Origin of the sequence: Aeromonas sp. s7(2024) (assembly GCF_040907825.1) — a bacterium.
Lineage (GTDB): Bacteria > Pseudomonadota > Gammaproteobacteria > Enterobacterales > Aeromonadaceae > Aeromonas > Aeromonas veronii.
The window spans coordinates 226,386-245,389 of the sequence record NZ_JBFOCM010000037.1 but is presented as its reverse complement, the minus strand read 5'-3'; the positions used below and the strand labels follow the sequence as shown (position 1 = coordinate 245,389).

The window sequence follows — 19,004 nt, the reverse complement described above, 5'->3', positions numbered from 1 at the left end:
AATAAAAGGGGAACCGCGAGGTTCCCCTTTTTATTGCCGCAATGCCTATTCGGACTGTTTTACTGCTAGGCAGCCTGCGCCTCTCTGCCCGCCCGCAGCAGACTCTGGCGCCCCTGCCAGTAGCCCTGCAGATAGCCGGACTCCAGCTTGAGCTGATCGCGGGTAAAGCGGGAGACCGGAAAACCGGCCGGTGGCGCGATCACCTCGATCTCGCAATCGGCGGGCGGCGTTTCGATAAAGTCGAGGGCACGATTGTAGGCCACATCCCGCGCCAGCATCGCCTGTGCCAGCGCGGGCTGGGTCTTGAGCAGCGCCTTCACCATCCAACAGAAACGGGCCGGCTTCTTGCGATAACCGCGCGGCTCGGAGAGCACCACCGTCATCCGCCGCGCCCCGCGCCGATAGGCCTCGATCACCGGGATGGAATCGCTGATGCCGCCATCCGCCATGGGACGGCCATCGACAGAGGGGGTCTCGTGCTGCACCACCGGCAGGGCGCAGGTGGCGGTCAGCACCTCGTCCATGTTGTCGGGGCGCACCGGCAGGTAGACGGCTTCACCGGTTGCCACATCGGTGGTCACCGCATAGAAGGGAATACGGCAGGCAGAGAAGGTGTCGAGGTCGAGGGGAAAGCGGTAGCGGCTGGTCTGCCAGAGCCAGCTGATATCCACCAGATCGCCCCCCTTGACGAAGCGCAGCGGGTCGAGGAAGTCGCTGCTGCAGGCCAGCTCGGTGATGATGTGGTGGCTGCGGCGCGGCTGCTCGCTCAGGTAAGAGACCAGATTGGTCGCCCCGGCCGAGACCCCCATGACGAAATCGAACGGGTAGTGGTGACTTTCCACGAAGGCATCGAGCACGCCACTGGCGAAGATGCCGCGCATGGCGCCCCCTTCGACAATGAGCGCGTTGGTAGCAGAAGAGAACATGTGAAGGCTCCGTCAGCGGTAACAAATCCGGGGCATGCCCCGATCGGTGATGGACGCCTTCATGCCGGACACCAAGACGCCTGAGCTGGACGGTTCGGACAGTGTCGCTGCGCCGATACCGTGAAGCGACTGCCAGTATATGCAGTGAACAAACCTGCAAAAAATGAATTTAAATAATAAAAATCATGCCACTTTGGAATGATTTGCACCATAAAAAGGCCAGCCGCAGGGCTGGCCGTGTTCTCACCTCAATCAGGGCAAGCCGGGACCGAAACGCCCGGTCACCGGATCGTAGTGGTAGGCGTCGTAATCAAAGTCGATACCCTTGAGCAAGGGGTTGGGCAGCTCGAACAGCTGACGCTGGTGGAGCCTGGCCTGATCGAGGGAGGGTTTGAAGTGGTGCAGCCAGAGCCGCTGCAGCGAGCCATCCTGCCATGCCAGCTTGAGCCCGACCTGAATGCGCCGGATCCCCGCCTGATTCTCCTTGAAGGTGTAGAAGAGATGGAGGAAGGGGTAGTGCAGGGCGATATGCTGCTCCACGGTGAGGCCGGGCAGATCCCGGTGCTGCTCCAGCTCGGTGAAGAGCTCGTTGGCGCCGCGGCAGAAGAGATCGGCCCGCCCGCGAGCCACCAGCTTGAACAGCCGCTCGTAGCTGTCCACCTCCTGCACCTGCAGACCCGCCGCCCGCAAAATGGCGGCATCCTGCCAGCCGCGCCCCTGCACGTTCTGGTACTGCTTAAGCTGCTCGAAGCGGGTCACCCCGGCAATCGCCTTCGCCTGCTGCGGGCTGACGAAGCAGATGCGATAGCCGAGGATGCCGAGCTCCACCGGGAAGCGGACATAGTCGAGGGCCTCACCGCTATCGGGCTGCGGCGTATCGACGGCAAAGAAGTTGGGGTAGAAGTTGGTCTGCAGCACCTGCCGCAGCCGGATCCGGTTCATCGGCGGCGCGGCCCGCAGCTCGTAGTCACCGAAGCTGTCACGGGTCTTCTCCAGCGCCAGCTGCAGCAGCTCGCGAAAATAGATGGTGCGCTGATCCCGGTCGCTCTCCGGGCTGATATGGGTAAAGACGTCGCTCGCCCGCAGGGGGGCAGCAAGAAGTGAGAGGCTGCACAGCAGCAAGAAGGACGCGAGGCGATGAAAGGTCATACTGCTCATCCCGGGAATACACGCTCACTAGAGTGTAGCGCCGGGACGAGCAGCCTTGTAAAGAGAAGCTCAGCCTACCAGAACATCCGGCCCAGCAGGGGCGCCAGCAGCACGGTCACCATGCCGGCAATCATCATCACCATGCTGGAGACCACCCCCTCTTCGTTACCCATCTGATAGGCCTTGGCGGTGCCGGCACCGTGGGCCGAGGCGCCAAACCCCGCCCCCTTGCCGAGACGACTGCGAATGGCCAGCACGGTGAGCACGCTCTCCCCCACCGCCATGCCGATGACGCCGGTCAGCACCACAAACAGCGCCGTGAGATCGCTCTGACCGCCGATGGCGCGGGTCGCCTCCACCGCAAACGGCGTGGTGATGGAGCGCATCGCCAGACTGCGCTGCAGCATGTCGGAGAGATCGAGCCAGCGGGCCAGCAGCACGGTACTCCCCACCGCCATGATGACCGAGGCGACCACCCCCACCGACAGCGACAGCCAGTGGCGACGAATGAGCTGGCGGTTCTCGTAGACCGGCACCGCGAAGGCGACGGTGGCCGGGCCCAGCAACCAGAGCAGCCAGTGGGATTCCGCCATGTAGTCCTGATAGGGGATGTGGAACAGCAGCACCACGGCCACCAGCAGGGTCGGCGCCAGCAGCAGCGGCATCAGCGGCAGGATCCGCTTTTTGCCGTAGAGCCATTTGCTGGCGTAGTAGAAGAGCAGGGTGAGGGCGAAACAGATCAGCCCGAGCAGGGTATCAGACATGACGGCGACTCCGGCGGGCCAGTTTCAGTTCGAGGCGGTAAACCCGATCCACCACCAGTGCCGTGGTGCCGAGCACCAGCGTGGTGCTCACCAGCAGCACTACCATGATGCGCCACCCCTCCTGCAACAGCAGATCCTGATAGTTGACCACCGCGACTACGGCGGGCACGAAGAAGAGCAGCATCTCCGCCAGCAGCCAGCGAGCCCCCGCCTCAAACCACTGCGCCTTGACCACCCCGAGCAGGATACAGGCCAGCAGCAACAGCATGCCGGTGAGGTTGGCGGGCAGCGGCAGATGGAGGGTACGCACCGCGGTATCGGCCAGCAGCCAGATGGCTGCCAGCAACACAATCTGGAAGGGAGTCTGTAACCAGCGCAAACAGAGGGCTTTCATGATCATCGTCTTTCTGTGAACCGGCTCACAGTATAGAGTTGAGCAAAACCTGCCAGAAATGAATTAAAATTATCAAATTCATGCCGCATAGGCATACTTCATCCCGTACCCGCCAACACGAGTCGAGAGAGTCCATGGATATTCGCGCCCTGCGCTATTTTGTCGAACTGGTGCGGGAAAAAAGCTTCACCCGCGCCTCTGAAAAGCTGTTCGTCACCCAGCCCACCATCAGCAAGATGATCCGCAATATCGAAGAGGAACTGGGCCAACCCCTGCTCAACCGGGAAGGGCGACGCTTCACCCTGACCGACAGCGGCCAGGTGCTGTTCAACCGTGCCCAGACCATCTTGGCTGAGATGCAGCAGCTGGAGGCCGAACTGGCGGATCTGCAGAGCCTGCAACATGGTCGCCTCACCCTTGGCATTCCCCCCATGGTGGGTCACGTCTATGCAGATCTGATCCGCGCCTACCGCACCCGCTATCCCAAGGTGGAGCTGACCCTGGTGGAGTACGGCGGTCGCCGCATCGAACAGGCGGTGCTGGAGGGGGAGCTGGATCTCGCCATCACCATGCTGCCGACCAAAGAGGGGGGCGCCCTCAGCGCGCTGGAGCTGGATCAATACCCGATCCGGGTAGTGCTGCCTGATCAACCGCGCTGGCATGGCGAGGCGCCGCTGCGGCTGGAGTCCCTGCAGGAGGAGCCCTTCCTGCTCTATACCCAGGCGTTTACCCTGAGCGAACGGCTGGAGCAGGCGTGTCAGGAAGCGGGCTTTGTGCCGCAGGTGGCGGCGCGCAGCAGCCAGTGGGATTTTCTCACCGCCATGGTACGCAGCGGCATGGGGGTCGCCTTCTTGCCGGAGCCGGTCTGCAACAGGCTGACCCCGGATGGTCTGGTGCTGCGGCCGCTGGAGCCCGAATTGAGCTGGCGACTCGGGGTGATCTGGCCGAGCGAGCGCTATCTGTCGCGCACCGCCGAGGCCTGGCTGGCCCTCTGCCGCCAGCGGCAGGCACCTCAGTAATCGCCGAAGCGATCGGTCTGCGGATTGTAGAAGTAGGGGCGGTAATCGAAGCTGATCCCGTCGAGGAAGGGGTTATCCAGTCGCAGCAGTCGGCGCTGGGAGAGCTTGGCAAAGGCGATGGCCGGGCCAAAGCTCTTGCGCCACAGAGCCTGTAGCGAGCCATCCTGCCACGCCAGCTGCAACCCCCGCTCGACCCGCTTGAGCGCCTCGCGATTGTTGGGATTGGTGTAGAAAACCCGGGGCAGCGGGTAGTAGATCAACAGTGCGTCATCCACCAGCAGATCCGTCATCTCCTTGTGGGTCAGCTGCTCGCTGCGCAGCTCGCTCACCCCGCGGCAGAAGAGATCGAAGCGACCCCGCGCCACCATCTTGAACAGCTTTTCGTACCCCTCCACTTCCACCACCTCCATCCCGGCGTAACGCAGGATATCCACATCCAGCCACCCCTTGCCCTGACCGAAGGTGAACTGGCGCAGCCCCTTGAGGTCGGTCACTCTACTCACCGCCCCCTTTTGCTGCGGGCTGACAAAACAGATGCGGTAGCTGACGATCCCCAGATGGATGAGAAAACGGACATAGGCGAGCCCCAGATCCTCGCGGGTGCTGCTGTAGCTGTCCATCACAAAGAGGTTGGGATAGCTATCGAGCTGCATGCTGAGCCGCTCGCGCGCCTTGGTCATGGGCGGCGCAGGTTCCAGCAGATAGTCGCCAAACTGGTCGCGGGTCTTGTCGAGGGCGAGCCGCAGCAGCTCCCGATCATAAGTGGTACGCGGATCCCGCTCGCTCTCCGGGCTGATATAGGTAAACCGGGTGGCAGCCTGTCCGGTCAACGACAACATGCAGAACAGAGCGGTGGCCAGCAGATGCAGGGGTGACATAAACCGCGCCTTGGCTGAAGGGGTACTTTCAGTGTAGCCCCTGAGCGTGGCTGCTCGGCCCTGCCACCACCCCACGCTCTCCTCCAGTCGCATCCATCAGCCTACTCCCCCACCGGAGGCGTGCTTCTTAGCGCTGTGGCATAACGCTGATAGGCAGCAGAGTCGCGCACCTGCTCGATAGCATCCCACACCTGCCGGCTTTGTCGGGGATGGGCCTGATAGAAGCGGTGAGAGAAGACCAGATAGTAGGGCTTCTCCACCAGCACCGGCGACAGCCGCTCGATGCGAGTCTGCAACGCGGGATGGGCCGCCAGAATACTGTCGGCCACCTCGGTCTGGATGGCGGTCGCCTGCGCCCGATCCATCACCAGCTTTTTCAACATGATCAGCGGGTCACGGCTGGAGTCATCCACCTCGGCTCCCGCAGCCTGCAACAAGTCGACGATGGAAAATCCTGACTGGGCCGCAACCACGCCATTGGCCCTGAGGGTGGTGCCATCCCACTGGCTCTTGCCCCCCTTGAGCTGGTAGAGACTGTAGCTCTCGGTCAGCAGCCGCTTGGCAGGGTCGGGTTTGCCCTCACGCATGGGATAGACCCCCACCTTGGTCGCCCGCTCGACGCTGTAACTCATCTTGATGGCCGCATCCATCTGGCCACTGCTCACCCGAGAGAGGCAGCGCTTCCACGGTAGCGGCGTCAGCACGATCTCGGCATCAAGAGCGGTAGCAACCGCCTTGAGGTGATATTGCACAACCCCCTCCCCCGATTGCAGCAGCCAGGGGTAGGAGTCACTGTTTTCAAAGCAGGTACGCAGCGTAAAGGCTGGGGTCGCACTGCCGGTGGCGGGCAGCAGCAACGCAATAAAGAGCAGATAGCGGGCAAATGCGCGCATGGGCCATATCCTTGGCGGCAATTATTCCATCTCCACTATATCAGCCAGGAGTGAGCCAACAAGGATACATCCGGGCCACCACAGGCCCGGAGAGCAGGTTCACACCGTGCCCGGCACTACTCTTCGCCGATGGGAGCGGCGATCCACTTCATCAGCGTCAGCATATCCTGCGGCGCCACCCCCACCGAGAGACCGCGCTTGCCGCCGCTCACCAGGATCTCGTCAAACTGCAGCGCCGACTCGTCGAGCACAGTGGGCAGCAGTTTCTTCTGCGCCAGCGGGCTGATGCCACCCACCTTGTAACCGGTCAGCTTCTCCGCTTCCGCCGGTTTCATCATCTCCACCTTCTTGAGGCCGGTCGCCTTGGCCAGCTGCTTCAGACTGCACATGCCGGATGAGGGAACGATAGCCACCACCGCCTGTTTGTCGTGGTGGGCGATCAGGGTCTTGAATACCTGTGCCTCCGGCAGCCCGAGCTGGGTCGCGGCATGCTTGCCGAAATCGTCGTGGGCTTCGCACTCGTAGGGGTAGAGCTTGTGGGGGATCTTGAGCTTCTTCAGCAGGTTGATGGCAGGAGTCATGATGGTTGCCTTGAATCGAATCGCATAAAAACAAGGCCAAACAGTCTGCTCCTTACACTTGGGTGATGCAAGTCGCACTCGAACGTTGATGTTCGGCAAGAGTTAGAGCAAGCCAATACTTTTAACAAACTGGTTAGGGGCAATTAGTCACATGGCAGGCCATTGCCCATTCAGCTCAATACACTCCTTACGAAACTTGCCCCATGGTTTGGGGTCTGTAACGCCATTTAGTTTCAAGCCCATATTGATCAATAGACTCCGGAAAATCCGGAGCTGGCGCAAAATATTGAACTCAGCCCGCTCATGTGTGAGATGAGTAGACGCAACCAATTGAGAAATCGAGTCATCAACTGCTGAACCATACTCATGACGGAAATCATCCAAGGTAGCATCGAACGTTGATTCTCTGAGCTCTTTTAGGATGGAGGGAGACATAGTGGAATAGTCTTGAGCTTTAGTAATCAAGCCATCACAGACCGTGTTGATATCCGTTGTATTAGCCCATGATGCGGAAGAAACGAGCAGGAAAAGTAAATAGAGTTGGCGCATGAATAGATGTCCACCATAAAGGCAGAAATAATGCTGCAATCAACAAATTTTGAAAAGGGCGCCTTGTCGGCGCCCTTTGGCTTGATGGATATTGCTGAAGCCTGCTGGCTTGGGCTGGCTATCAACCGGTGTTGCGCATCCCTGCGGCAATACCGGCGATGGTGACCATCAGCGCCTTGTCCAGCTCGGGGTGAAGGGTCTCCGGATGGTTGCGGGAGCGGTTGAGCAGCTCGGCCTGCAGCACGTTGAGCGGGTCTGTGTAGGGGTTGCGCAGCTTGATGGACTCCTTGATCCAGGGCTGATCCTCCAGCAGATCCCCGCGCGGGCTCAGTTTCAGCACCACCTCGATGGATTCGGCGAGCTCCTGACGCAGCTGTTTGCCAAGGCCCCACAGCTCCTGCGGTACCAGACGGGTGTCGTAGTACTCGGCGAGCCAGACGTCCGCCTTGAGGAATACCATCTCCAGCATTTCGAGGCGAGTGCGGAAGAAGGGCCACTGGGCGCTCATCTCTTCCAGCACCGCCAGCTTGCCGCCGTCGATGGCCTGTTGCAGCGCCTTGTGGGCACCGAGCCAGGCCGGCAGCATCAGGCGGTTCTGGGTCCAGGCGAAGATCCACGGAATGGCGCGCAGGCTCTCGACGCCGCCGTTGGGCTTGCGCTTGGAGGGACGGGAGCCGAGCGGCAGCTTGCCGAGCTCCATCTCCGGGGTGGCGGCACGGAAGTAAGGGACGAAGTCCGGATGACCGCGCACAATGCTGCGGTAGTGCTCGCAGGAGTCGGCGGCCAGCTGTTCCATCACCTCGCGCCAGCACTCTTTCGGCTTGGGCGGCGGCAGCAGGTTCCCTTCCAGCACGGCGCTGGTGTAGAGCTCCAGACTCTTGATCGCCACTTTCGGCAGACCGAACTTGAAGCGGATCATCTCCCCCTGTTCGGTGGTACGCAGACCGCCGCGCAGGGATCCCGGCGGCTGGGAGAGGATGGCCTGATGGGCAGGCGCACCACCACGACCGACGGTACCGCCACGGCCATGGAACAGGGTGAGGCGGATGTTGTTGGCTTCGGCAAGTTCCACCAGGGATTCCATGGCGGCGTACTGGGCCCAGCCAGCGGCCATCATGCCCGCATCCTTGGCAGAGTCGGAGTAACCGATCATTACGTACTGACGGCCCTGAATGTAGCCGCGATACCAGTCCACCGAGAGCAGACGCTCCATCACGGCGGTGCCTGCCATCAGGTCATCCTGGGTTTCAAACAGCGGGGAGACCGGCATGCGGAACTTGCAGCCAGCCTCTTTGAGCAGCAGTTGCACCGACAGCACATCGGACGGCGCACCGGCCATGGAGATGATGTAGATGCCGAACGCATCGGGGTCGTGCTCGGCGATGACCTGACAGGTATCCAGCGTCTCGCGCACCTCGGCGCTCGGTTCCCAGTCGTGGGGAATGAGCGGGCGACGGGAGTTCAGTTCGTTGAGCAGGAAGGCCTGTTTGTCATCTTCGCTCCACTCGGCGTAGTCACCCAGACCCAGATAGCGGGTCAGCTCGGAGAAGACCAGCCCGTGACGCTCGCCATCCTGACGGATATCCAGCTTGACCAGATGGATGCCGAAACAGGCGACCTTGCGCAGCACATCCAGCAGCATGCCATCGGCGATGTTGCCCATGCCGCAGGCGTGCAATGAGTGGTAGCAGAGCTCCAGCGGCTCGCGCAGCTGGGCGGTGGTCTTGACCAGATCCTGACTCTCGCTCGCCTGGCCCTGCACCTTGGCGGTGAGGTGCTCCTTGGTTTCGCGCAGCGCTTCACGCAGCTCGCGCACCAGCGCACGGTAGGGCTCGGGGTGATCGCCAACGCGAGCGCGCACGGCGTCGGTACAGTCGGACATGGAGAGCTCGGAGGTGAGCTCCTTGATGTCTTTGTAGAACAGGCTCACCGCCATCCAGCGGCCCAGCTCCAGCACTTCGGCAGTCACCTTGGCGGTGACGAAGGGGTTGCCGTCACGGTCACCGCCCATCCAGGAGGTGAACTTGACCGGCGCGGCATCCAGCGGCAGCCGCACACCCAGATGGTGTTGCAGACGCTCGTCCAGATTGCGCATGAATTCGGGAATGGCGGGCCACAGGCTGTTCTCCACCACGGCGAAGCCCCACTTGGCCTCGTCGACCGGTGTCGGGCGCTGTTCGCGGATCTCGTTGGTGTGCCACGCCTGATTGATGAGCTGTTCGATGCGGTTGAGGATCTTGTCCCGCTCGCGGGGCAGCAGGTCGGAGAGCTCCAGCGCCTCGAGGCAGTCGTTGAGCTGCACGTGCTTGTGGATCAGGGTGCGGCGGGTCACCTCGGTAGGGTGAGCGGTCAGCACCAGATCGATATCCAGCTCGCGCACGGCCTGAATGATGGCCTCTTGCGACAGGTTGGAGGCTTTCAGCTTGTCGAACATCTGCTCCAGCGGATCCGGGGTGCAGACCTGCTCTTCACAGCGACGGGAGATGGTGTGGAACTGTTCCGCCACGTTGGCCAGATTGAGGAACTGGCTGAAGGCGCGGGCCACCGGCAGCAGTTCGTCATCGCTCAGGGTGCGCAGGGTATCGAGCAGACGTTCCCGGTCTGATTCATTGCCCTTGCGGGAGGACTTGGCCAATTGGCGAATGGTTTCGATCTTGTCGAGAAAGGCCTGACCCTGATGATCCTTGATGGATTTACCCAGCAGCTGACCCAGCATACCTACGTTGGCGCGTAGTGCGGCGTACTTTTCGTTCATTCCACATCCTTATCTTGTTGGTGCCTGACACCCATCCGGGGTGCTAGACGACCTCACTTATTGTTGTGCGATTACAACATATGCTCCGTCATCTTAGGGTGACAATCTACCCAGATTGTCTGCGCAAGGTCAAATAACAGGCCGATTCAGAACATGTATTTCCATCACCACTCCACAACCGGCTTGTTATGTAACTTACTTACAGTTTTTACGCCCCTTTCACCGCCGCCGCTACAGGCAAAAACGTCTGATCAGGTGCTGCAACACCGAGGTGGTCGGCTTGACGAAGGAGAGGTCGAGATACTCATCCGGCTGGTGCGCCTGGGTGATATGGCCGGGGCCCATCACTATGGTCTCGCAGCCAAGCTGCTGGATAAACGGCGCCTCGGTGCAGTAATTGACCGACTCGGCGGCGCGACCGCTCGCCTTCTCCGCTTCGCGCACCAGCACAGAGTCGTCGGCGCAGGCGTAGGCGGGAATAGGCTCGTGCAGATGTTGCAGATGCAGGCAGCCCGGCTGGTGGATCTCGATGGGTGACAGCGCCTCTTTGAGCATCCCCATCAACTCGTCCGGCCCCACCTGCGGAGTGGGTCGCAGGTCGATATGTAGCTCGCAGCAGCCGCAGATGCGGTTCGGGCTGTCGCCGCCCTGAATGTAACCCAGGTTCAGAGTCGGCTGCGGCACGGCAAAGCGGTGGTCGGCGTAGCGATCTTTCAGATCCTGCTGCAAGCGCAGCACCTGCCCCATCGCCTTGTGCATGATCTCCATGGCGTTGACGCCGTTGGCGGGATCCGAGCTGTGACCGCTCTTGCCAGTAATACGGATCGCCTCCGACATATGCCCCTTGTGGGCCACCACAGGCACCAGCCCGGTCGGCTCGCCAATCACGGCGTAGTCGGGTTTCAATTCGGCCGCCGCGGCGATGGCGCGGGCCCCCGCCATGGTGGTCTCTTCGTCGGCAGTGGCGAGAATGCGCAGCGGCTTGGTCAGCTTGGTGAGATCGATCTCTTTGAGCGCTTCCACTATGAAGGCGAAGAAGCCCTTCATATCGATGGTGCCGAGGCCATAGAGGCGATTGCCCTCTTCGGTCACTTTGAAGGGATCCTTGCTCCAACCCCCCTCATCGAACGGCACAGTATCTGTGTGACCTGCCAGCAGCAGACCGCCCTCTCCCTGACCGATCGTCGCCACCAGATTGAATTTGCCCGGCAGATCAGGAAGCGCCGTCACCTCGCACTGAAAACCGAGCTGACCGAACCAGTCGGCCAGCAGCCGGATCACCGCCTCGTTGCTCTGATCCCATTTGGGATCCGTGCTGCTGATAGAGGGAATCGCAATAATATTTTTATAAAGTGAAAAAAAATCCAGATTGGCCATCAGCTCCTCCTTGCGTCCCCGGAATGTTTCTGTTAGAAAATACAAATGCAAAGTGAGTGCATGAATATTCTGTAATTTTACCTGAATATCTGGCTCATCAACAAAGGCTTCTAGTTGTAAGGGAAAGTTAATGTTCTGTCACCTGATCTATAACCGACGACACACACCCGCCTGAATTGCCCCTCCGCACTTGTGCAAAGGGGCGATCGAACCCCCTTGTGCACTGCAGCGTCATGCTGTGAATCTCGAACTCTGACTTGGAATATTCAACATGCTTAACACCGTTATCGTCGGTGCCAGTGGCTACGCGGGAGCCGAACTGGCCGCACTGGTACAGAACCATCCACAACTCAAACTGTTCGGCCTCTATGTCTCCGCCGGCAGTCAGGATGCCCACAAGCGCTTCTCTTCCCTGCATCCCCAGTGGGTCGGAGCCCTCGATCAACCGCTGCTACCGCTGGACGACGACGGCATGACCCGGATCCTGACCCAGGCCGATCTGGTGCTGCTGGCCACCGCCCACGAGGTGAGCGCCGAGCTGGCGCCCAAGTTTCTTGCCAAGGGGCTGCCGGTATTCGATCTCTCCGGCGCCTTCCGGGTCAAGGATCAGGGCTTCTACGACAGCTTCTACGGCTTCACCCACGACAGCGAGCAGTGGCTGGTTCAGGCCGTCTATGGCCTGGCGGAGTGGAATGCCGATGCCATCGCTACCGCCCAGCTGATTGCGGTGCCGGGTTGCTACCCGACCGCATCGCTGTGCGCTCTCAAGCCGCTGCAGCAGGATGGTCTGATTGCCAAGGGGTGGCAGCCCATCATCAACGCCGTCTCCGGGGTTTCCGGCGCCGGTCGCAAGGCGGCCATCAACACCAGCTTCTGCGAAGTGAGCTTCAACCCTTACGGCACCTTCAATCACAGACACCAGCCGGAGATCAGCCATCACCTCGGCAAAGAGGTGCTGTTCCAGCCCCACCTTGGCAACTATGTGCGCGGCATTCTGGCCACCATCTATGTGCAGCTGGCGGATGGCGTCACCCCCACCCAGGTGGATCAGGCCTTCCTCAAGGCTTATGAAGGCAAGCCGCTGGTGCGCCTCACCGGCCAGATGCCCTCTATTCGCGGTGTGGCAAACACCCCTTACTGCGACATTGCATGGCAACAGCAGGGCAACATGCTGGTGGTGGTCTCTGCCATCGACAACCTGCTCAAGGGCGCTGCCTCGCAAGCCATGCAGTGCATAAATATCAAATTTGGATTTGAACCGGCCACCGGCCTGATTTAAGGACTTAGGAAGGATCTCGAACATGGACAAACAGACGTTGGTTATCAAGCTGGGCGGCGCCCTTATCGAGAACGACGAGGCGCTGACCGCCCTGTTCGCCACCCTCAAAACCTTTCTCGACGATCAGCACCGTCCGCTGGTGCTGGTGCACGGCGGTGGCTGTCTGGTGGATGACCTGCTCAAGGGGCTGGGTCTCACCTCCACCAAGAAGAATGGCCTGCGGGTGACCCCGTTCGAGCAGATCCCCTTTATTGCCGGGGCGCTGGCGGGCACAGCCAACAAGCAGATGATGGCCAAGGCGATCGCCACCGGCATTCCGGCTGTGGGGCTCTGTCTGGCAGATGGTGGCCTGTGTCAGGTGACCCAGCTCGACCCGGATCTCGGCGCGGTCGGCGAGTGCAAGCCGGGCAATCCGGCACTGGTGGCAGGCATCCTCGGTCAGGGCTTCCTGCCGGTGGTGAGCTCCATCGGCATCACAGCCGACGGGCAACTGATGAACGTCAACGCGGATCAGGCGGCCACCGCCATTGCCGAGGCGCTCGGTGCCGATCTGGTGATGCTCTCCGACGTGAGCGGCATCCTCGATGGTAAGGGCAAGCTGGTGCCCCAGCTCGACAAGCTGACCGCGCTGGATCTGATGGAGAAAGGGGTGATCACGGATGGCATGGCGGTCAAGGTAGAAGCAGCCCTGCACGCCGCCGAGACCCTCGGCAAGCCGGTCTGTGTCGCCAGCTGGCGCTACCCGGATCAGCTGCTCAAGCTGCTGGCGGGCGGTGCCGTCGGCACTCTGGTCAAGATTGCCGATGGCAATCAGGTAGCCCTCTAATCCTCACCGGAACAAGGAACATCCGATGCAACATCTTCTGAAAGACAGTGATCTGAACAAAGCCCAGATCGAAGCGCTGATTGCGCTGGGCAAGGCAGTGAAGGCCGACCCGAAGAAGTACAGCCAGGCGCTGGCCGGCAAGAGCGTGGTCACCCTGTTCGAGAAGCCCTCCCTGCGCACCCGGGTCACCTTCGACATCGGCATCGCTAAACTGGGCGGCCACAGCGTCTATCTGGATCAGCAGAACGGCGCGCTGGGCAAGCGGGAGTCGGTGAAGGATTTCGCCGCCAACCTGTCGCGCTGGTGTGATGCCATCGTCGCCCGGGTGTTCGATCACCAGACCCTGGTCGAGCTGGCGGAGCACGGCACAGTGCCGGTGGTGAACAGCCTGTGCAACCTCTACCACCCCTGTCAGGGGCTGGCCGACTTTATGACCATTGCCGAGCACTACGACGACCTGTCGAAGGTGAAGCTTGCCTACCTCGGTGATGGCAACAACGTCAGCCACTCTCTGCTGCTGCTGGGGGCGACCCTCGGCACCGACGTGACCCTGATCTGCCCGAAAGGCCACGGCCCGGATACCCAGATCTTCCTGCAGGCGCAGGCACTGGCGGCCAAGTCGGGGGCGACCATCCACATCAGCGATGACGTGGCAGATATCGAAGGGTTCGACGTGGCCTACACAGATACCTGGGTCTCCATGGGCGACAACACTCCGATGGAGCAGGTCAAAGACCTCTTTATGCCTTACCAGATCAACCAGGCCCTGCTCGACCGCACCGGCATTGCACATGTGCTGCACTGCCAGCCGGCCCACCGCGAGCTGGAGATCACCTCGCAGGTGATGGATGGCCCTGCCTCCCTCATCATGGACGAGGCAGAAAACCGGATGCATATCCAGAACGCCGTGTTGCTGACCCTTCTCGGCGGCAAGTAACGCGGCACTCAACCTGAATCACGACCCTTTATCGAATCATCATGGAGAGAAGTAAAATGAGCGGAATCAACAAGATCGTACTGGCTTACTCGGGTGGACTGGATACCTCGGCCATCATCCCCTGGCTGAAAGAGCACTATGACGCCGAAATCATCGCCTTCGTGGCCGACGTCGGTCAGGAGCGCGACGATCTGGAAGGGATCGAGCAAAAAGCCATCGCCTCCGGCGCCACCAAGTGCATCATCAAGGATCTGCGCGAAGAGTTCGTCAAAGAGTACGTCTACCCGACCCTGAAGACTGGCGCCGTCTATGAGGGCACCTATCTGCTGGGCACCTCCATGGCCCGTCCGGTGATCGCCAAAGCGATGGTCGAGGCCGCACTGGCGGAAGGGGCCGATGCCATCTCCCACGGTTGCACCGGCAAGGGCAACGATCAGGTGCGTTTCGAAGGTGCGGTCGCCGCGCTGGCGCCCCAGCTGAAAGTGATCGCCCCGTGGCGGATCTGGGACATGCGCTCCCGGGAAGATCTGCTCTCCTATCTGGAGACCCGCAACATCCCCTGCAAGGCGACTCTGAAGAAGATCTACAGCCGCGACGCCAACGCCTGGCACATCTCCACCGAGGGTGGCGAGCTGGAGAGCACCTGGAACGAGCCGTCCGAAGCGGTCTGGCAGTGGACCGTACCGGCCGAGCAGGCACCGGATCAGCCGGAGTACGTCAAGCTGACCGTGGCGCAGGGTGAAGTGGTGGCCGTTGACGACCAGCCGCTCAGCCCGCACCAGATCCTGATGACCCTGAACGAGCGTGCCGGCAAGCACGGCGTGGGCCGCATCGACATCACCGAAAACCGGATGGTGGGGATGAAATCCCGCGGCTGCTACGAGACCCCGGGCGGTACCGTGATGGTCGCCGCGCTGCGCGCGGTGGAAGAGCTGGTACTGGATCGCCCGACCCGCGCCTGGCGGGAGAAGCTGGGTGCCGAGTTCTCCCATCTGGTCTATGACGGTCGCTGGTTCACCCCGCTGTGCAAGGCGATCCTCGCCTCTGCCAACGCCATCGCCGAAGATCTCGACGGTGAAGTGGTGCTGAAGATGTACAAGGGTCAGGTCACTGCGGTGCAGAAGAAGTCGCCGAACAGCCTCTACTCCGAAGACTTCGCCACCTTCGGCGCCGACGAAGTGTATGACCAGAGCCATGCCGAAGGCTTTATCCGTCTCTACACCCTGGCCAGCCGGATCCGCGCCATGAAGGAGCAGCATCAGGCCATCGGTGGCGACCATACCCACGGCTAAGCAAGCGAGATAACCCGTTGATTCCGTTGAGGGGGCATGGCCCCCTCTTCTATAGGCCGAGGGCATGGCCCCTGAGCCATCATCGGCAGGTGTGACAAGAGCGGCAGCGCCCCGGCCGCTTCTGTGAGATAACAGACTCGCAGAAAAACAGGGCACGATTTCAAGCTCGGTGGCCAGGGCGCCGCCGACAACGCATTCAAGGAGAGCAGTATGGCACTTTGGGGTGGACGCTTCAGTCAGGGAGCCGATAGCCGGTTCAAGCAGTTCAACGATTCGCTGCGGTTCGATTACCGGCTGGCGGAGCAGGATATTCAGGGCTCCATGGCCTGGGCCAAAGCGCTGGTCAAGGTGGGCGTCTTGACCGCCGATGAGCAGGGCAAGTTACAACAGGCGATGGAGGTGCTGCTCGCCTCGGTGCAGCAGGATCCCCAGCAGATCCTGAGCTCGGATGCCGAAGATATCCACTCCTGGGTCGAGAGCCAGCTCATCGCCGCTGTCGGCGATCTTGGCAAGAAGCTGCACACCGGCCGCTCGCGCAACGATCAGGTCGCCACCGACTTGAAACTCTGGTGCAAGGCGCAGGGCGAGCTGCTGCTCGGCTCCATCACCGCCCTGCAGCAGGGGCTGGTCGCCTCCGCCCGTGCCAATCAGGCCGCTGTGCTGCCGGGTTACACCCACCTGCAGCGGGCCCAGCCGGTCACCTACGCCCATTGGGCGCTGGCTTATGTGGAGATGCTGGAGCGGGACTACTCCCGTCTGCAAGATGCCCTCAAACGGCTCGACACCAGCCCGCTTGGCTGCGGCGCGCTGGCGGGCACTGCCTATGCCATCGACCGCGAAGCCTTGGCACTCGACATGGGCTTTAGTGGCGCCACCCGCAACAGCCTGGATTCAGTGTCGGACAGGGATCACGTGGTGGAGCTGATGCACGTGGCGTCCCTCTCCATGACTCACCTGTCGCGCTTTGCCGAAGATCTCATCTTCTACAACACTGGCGAGGCGGGCTTTGTCGAGCTCTCCGATGCGGTGACCTCAGGCTCCTCACTGATGCCGCAGAAGAAAAACCCCGATGCGCTGGAGCTTATTCGCGGCAAGACCGGCAGGGTGGTCGGCGCCCAGATGGGCATGCTGATGAGCCTCAAGGCGCTGCCGCTGGCCTACAACAAGGACATGCAGGAAGACAAAGAGGGACTGTTCGATGCCCTCGACACCTGGCACGACTGCCTCGATATGGCGGCGCTGGTGCTGAACGACCTGAAAGTGAATGGCGAGCGCACCATGGCGGCGGCCCAAGGCGGCTACGCCAACGCCACCGAGCTGGCGGACTATCTGGTAGCCAAGGGCATTCCGTTCCGTGAAGCGCACCATATCGTCGGCGAAACCGTGGTCTTCGCCATCAGCGTGGGCCGCCCGCTGGAGGAGCTCTCCATCGGCGAGTTCCAGCGCTTCAGCCCGGTGATCGAGTTCGACGTCTACCCCAATCTGGAACTGGAAGCGACCCTCGCCAAGCGGGTCGCCAAAGGCGGCGTCGCCCGAGAGCAGGTTGAGGCAGCCCTGACCGCAGCCGAAACCTGGCTGGCAAAAAGGACGGGTTAAACCAACCTGCTTGTCATTCGAACTAGAAAGCAAAACGGCAAGCTAGGTTGCCGTTTTTTATTGCCTGCCACCGTTCACTCGCTGGCATTAAGCAGTTTGCCAACCCCATCGCCCTTGCCATTGGGCAGGGTCTGTTTAAAGGCAGCGAGCAGCTGGTCGAGGTTGAGATTGCTGGCACCAAGGGTGCCCTTGAGGGTATCGAGTTCACTTTGCAGCGCATCGAGGCGGGTACTCTGGGTGCCGCTCGCCAGCTGGTTGCGGGCGCTATCGATGGCGGCAGGGAGGGATTGGCCGCCATTCTCCTGCCCCAGAGTCTGCATCAGCTCACTCATAAAGTGGTTGATGGCAGCGCGGTTCTGCTCGCTGTCGGCATCCTTGACCCCCAGCCGCTGGAACAGGCTCTGGACGGTCGGGGCAAGGCGATCTTCCTGCACGGTTTGCAGCACAGGCTCAGGTTTGGCACTGCTGCCGAGCAGCTGACTGCCCAGCTTGAGGGCGATCGAGGCAAGGGGAAGCAGGCTGCTGATCATGATAACTCTCCGCGACAACGACCCTTGATGGTGTTGCCAAGAGGTCTGCATAAGCGGGGCCAGCACGATGATAAAACGCACCGCACCGGCTAATCCCTTGAATGGCTGATCTATTTATTCAACCAGCACGCAGGAGATGGCCGAGCGCAAAGGGGGGTCAGGCGGCCAGTAGCTGCCGCCACGGGCGGTAGTGGCAATATGGTGGCAAAGCGTTTTGCCGCCCACCCGAGCCGCGCCCCCTTCCTTTCACACCCTGCTCGCCAACTCTTTAAGCCACTTGCGCAGCCGCCCGTTAGCGTTGAGATAGGGGGAGGCGCTATTGAACTGGATCATCCGCCCGAGCGTCCACTTCTCATACCAGAGGCAGCCATACAGCTGCTGGTCGCTGCGCGCCTCCACCAGTTCGATGATGTGCCCTCTGGCGGCAGCCAACCGCTGTAACAACGCCGGATAGCTGAGCCCCTCGTAATCCCGATAGAACTTTTGGGCCAGCCTGCCCAGCTCGTTCCACTTAAAACCGGTTTCGGGAAAATCCACTGGCAGACCTGCCGCACCCCGCTCGATCCACTTGATCAGCAGTTCGTTCCAGCCGATAAGGTAGGCCAGCAGATTGACAACGCTCATCGTGGTTCCCTTGCTGTGCCCTGCCAGGGTCGGCTCCCGCACCCGGCTCTCGGGGACGGCCTGCAACGCCTTGAACAACTTGCTGAAATTGGTATCGAGCGCGAGTAGCAGCTCGGCCTTGTTTTGCGGGATCCCCATTGCTCTCCCCTTTTCAGGTTTACTTGCGGTGCAGCCGAGACGATTGCCGCAACCCCGGCAGCACGTTACGCTAGCCCTCTTCCATCCTGTGCAGCTCATCCAGTGCAGGCCAACCATCACGGCAAGATCGGCAATGAATCAACTAATCAGCTATATCAGGGCCATTCATCGACAGGAGAGCCCCGTCACTCTCACCCGCCAAGAGAGTGAACACTATAGCGAGCATGATGAGAGCGGCACTGTGATCCAGCACCAGATAACCACCAGCTGGTTTGCCAATAGGGTCGTCATCCGCCAGCAAACCGAACAGGACGAAGCGCCATCGCAGCAGCTTTGTGCCGAGTGCTGGATCAGCTATCGATTCATCGCCAGCCCCATCCCCATCACTCCAGCCAGCAAGCTGTTTCACAACCACTGCCAGGAGCGATTCTGGTTGAAGGTGCAGGGCATCACGCCGCAAAGGTGATTGGTGCGCCCGTGAGCAGGGCGCGGCAGGG

Annotated in this window: 19 protein-coding genes; 7 read left to right on the top strand and 12 right to left on the bottom strand. The window is 61.1% G+C overall.

The annotated features are described in order from the left end of the window. Positions 1-65: 65 nt before the first annotated feature. The 4 genes from AB5Y73_RS17780 to AB5Y73_RS17765 all read right to left on the bottom strand — a co-directional run bounded on the left by AB5Y73_RS17780 (position 66) and on the right by AB5Y73_RS17765 (position 3,233). On the bottom strand, positions 66-926 hold the full coding sequence (locus AB5Y73_RS17780; protein WP_107684291.1) for a patatin family protein: 861 nt from the start codon (positions 924-926) through the stop codon (positions 66-68). Positions 927-1,178: 252 nt separating this feature from the next. After that, positions 1,179-2,075: a hypothetical protein gene (locus AB5Y73_RS17775; RefSeq protein ID WP_118854539.1), complete on the bottom strand. Its 897-nt coding sequence runs from the start codon at positions 2,073-2,075 to the stop codon at positions 1,179-1,181. 74 nt (positions 2,076-2,149) lie between these two features. Beyond that, entirely contained in the window at positions 2,150-2,839 is a 690-nt protein-coding gene (locus AB5Y73_RS17770; protein WP_041210813.1) for an LrgB family protein, read from the bottom strand. Then, positions 2,832-3,233, bottom strand: coding sequence for a CidA/LrgA family protein (locus tag AB5Y73_RS17765; RefSeq protein ID WP_088868378.1), 402 nt, complete (start codon positions 3,231-3,233; stop codon positions 2,832-2,834). The genes AB5Y73_RS17770 and AB5Y73_RS17765 overlap by 8 nt, the downstream gene beginning before the upstream one ends. 134 nt (positions 3,234-3,367) lie before the next feature. On the opposite strand from AB5Y73_RS17765, the gene AB5Y73_RS17760 reads away from it, so the two are divergent. Then, positions 3,368-4,252: a LysR family transcriptional regulator gene (locus AB5Y73_RS17760; RefSeq protein ID WP_005336083.1), complete on the top strand. Its 885-nt coding sequence runs from the start codon at positions 3,368-3,370 to the stop codon at positions 4,250-4,252. Here the strand turns inward: AB5Y73_RS17760 and AB5Y73_RS17755 are convergent. The 6 genes from AB5Y73_RS17755 to argE form a co-directional block, all read right to left on the bottom strand. Next, positions 4,246-5,130: a transporter substrate-binding domain-containing protein gene (locus AB5Y73_RS17755; protein ID WP_279499388.1), complete on the bottom strand. Its 885-nt coding sequence runs from the start codon at positions 5,128-5,130 to the stop codon at positions 4,246-4,248. The genes AB5Y73_RS17760 and AB5Y73_RS17755 overlap by 7 nt on opposite strands. A gap of 101 nt (positions 5,131-5,231) precedes the next feature. Continuing rightward, positions 5,232-6,023, bottom strand: coding sequence for an ABC transporter substrate-binding protein (locus AB5Y73_RS17750; protein ID WP_107684294.1), 792 nt, complete (start codon positions 6,021-6,023; stop codon positions 5,232-5,234). A 116-nt stretch (positions 6,024-6,139) separates the two neighbouring features. Continuing rightward, positions 6,140-6,604, bottom strand: a complete 465-nt coding sequence (gene ybaK, locus AB5Y73_RS17745) for a Cys-tRNA(Pro) deacylase (RefSeq protein ID WP_033135644.1) — start codon at positions 6,602-6,604, stop codon at positions 6,140-6,142. 147 nt (positions 6,605-6,751) lie between these two features. After that, positions 6,752-7,153 (bottom strand): hypothetical protein, encoded by a 402-nt coding sequence (locus AB5Y73_RS17740; RefSeq protein ID WP_107684295.1) that lies wholly within the window; start codon positions 7,151-7,153, stop codon positions 6,752-6,754. A gap of 121 nt (positions 7,154-7,274) precedes the next feature. After that, a complete protein-coding gene (gene ppc / locus AB5Y73_RS17735) occupies positions 7,275-9,908 on the bottom strand; it encodes a phosphoenolpyruvate carboxylase (protein WP_181497050.1) in 2,634 nt (877 codons plus the stop codon). 231 nt (positions 9,909-10,139) lie between these two features. Next, positions 10,140-11,285, bottom strand: a complete 1,146-nt coding sequence (argE, locus tag AB5Y73_RS17730; protein WP_005341595.1) for an acetylornithine deacetylase — start codon at positions 11,283-11,285, stop codon at positions 10,140-10,142. Between the two features lie 271 nt (positions 11,286-11,556). Between argE and argC the strand changes: the two genes are divergently transcribed. From argC to argH, 5 genes are all read left to right on the top strand, one after another. Next, a complete protein-coding gene (argC, locus tag AB5Y73_RS17725) occupies positions 11,557-12,564 on the top strand; it encodes an N-acetyl-gamma-glutamyl-phosphate reductase (RefSeq protein ID WP_181497049.1) in 1,008 nt (335 codons plus the stop codon). 22 nt (positions 12,565-12,586) lie between these two features. After that, positions 12,587-13,390: an acetylglutamate kinase gene (gene argB / locus AB5Y73_RS17720; protein ID WP_101530026.1), complete on the top strand. Its 804-nt coding sequence runs from the start codon at positions 12,587-12,589 to the stop codon at positions 13,388-13,390. Positions 13,391-13,415: 25 nt separating this feature from the next. Then, on the top strand, positions 13,416-14,327 hold the full coding sequence (locus AB5Y73_RS17715; RefSeq protein WP_104016515.1) for an ornithine carbamoyltransferase: 912 nt from the start codon (positions 13,416-13,418) through the stop codon (positions 14,325-14,327). 56 nt (positions 14,328-14,383) lie between these two features. Next, positions 14,384-15,619, top strand: a complete 1,236-nt coding sequence (locus AB5Y73_RS17710; protein WP_033115910.1) for an argininosuccinate synthase — start codon at positions 14,384-14,386, stop codon at positions 15,617-15,619. A gap of 210 nt (positions 15,620-15,829) precedes the next feature. Further along, complete coding sequence (gene argH, locus AB5Y73_RS17705; protein ID WP_181497048.1) at positions 15,830-17,215, top strand: argininosuccinate lyase; 1,386 nt, start codon at positions 15,830-15,832, stop codon at positions 17,213-17,215. Positions 17,216-17,289: 74 nt separating this feature from the next. Here argH and AB5Y73_RS17700 read toward each other — a convergent pair whose 3' ends face one another. Beyond that, positions 17,290-17,745: a hypothetical protein gene (locus tag AB5Y73_RS17700; protein WP_181497047.1), complete on the bottom strand. Its 456-nt coding sequence runs from the start codon at positions 17,743-17,745 to the stop codon at positions 17,290-17,292. A gap of 246 nt (positions 17,746-17,991) precedes the next feature. Then, positions 17,992-18,507: a ClbS/DfsB family four-helix bundle protein gene (locus AB5Y73_RS17695; protein ID WP_181497046.1), complete on the bottom strand. Its 516-nt coding sequence runs from the start codon at positions 18,505-18,507 to the stop codon at positions 17,992-17,994. Between the two features lie 133 nt (positions 18,508-18,640). Between AB5Y73_RS17695 and AB5Y73_RS17690 the strand changes: the two genes are divergently transcribed. Further along, entirely contained in the window at positions 18,641-18,973 is a 333-nt protein-coding gene (locus AB5Y73_RS17690) for a hypothetical protein (protein ID WP_181497045.1), read from the top strand. Positions 18,974-19,004 lie beyond the last annotated feature (31 nt).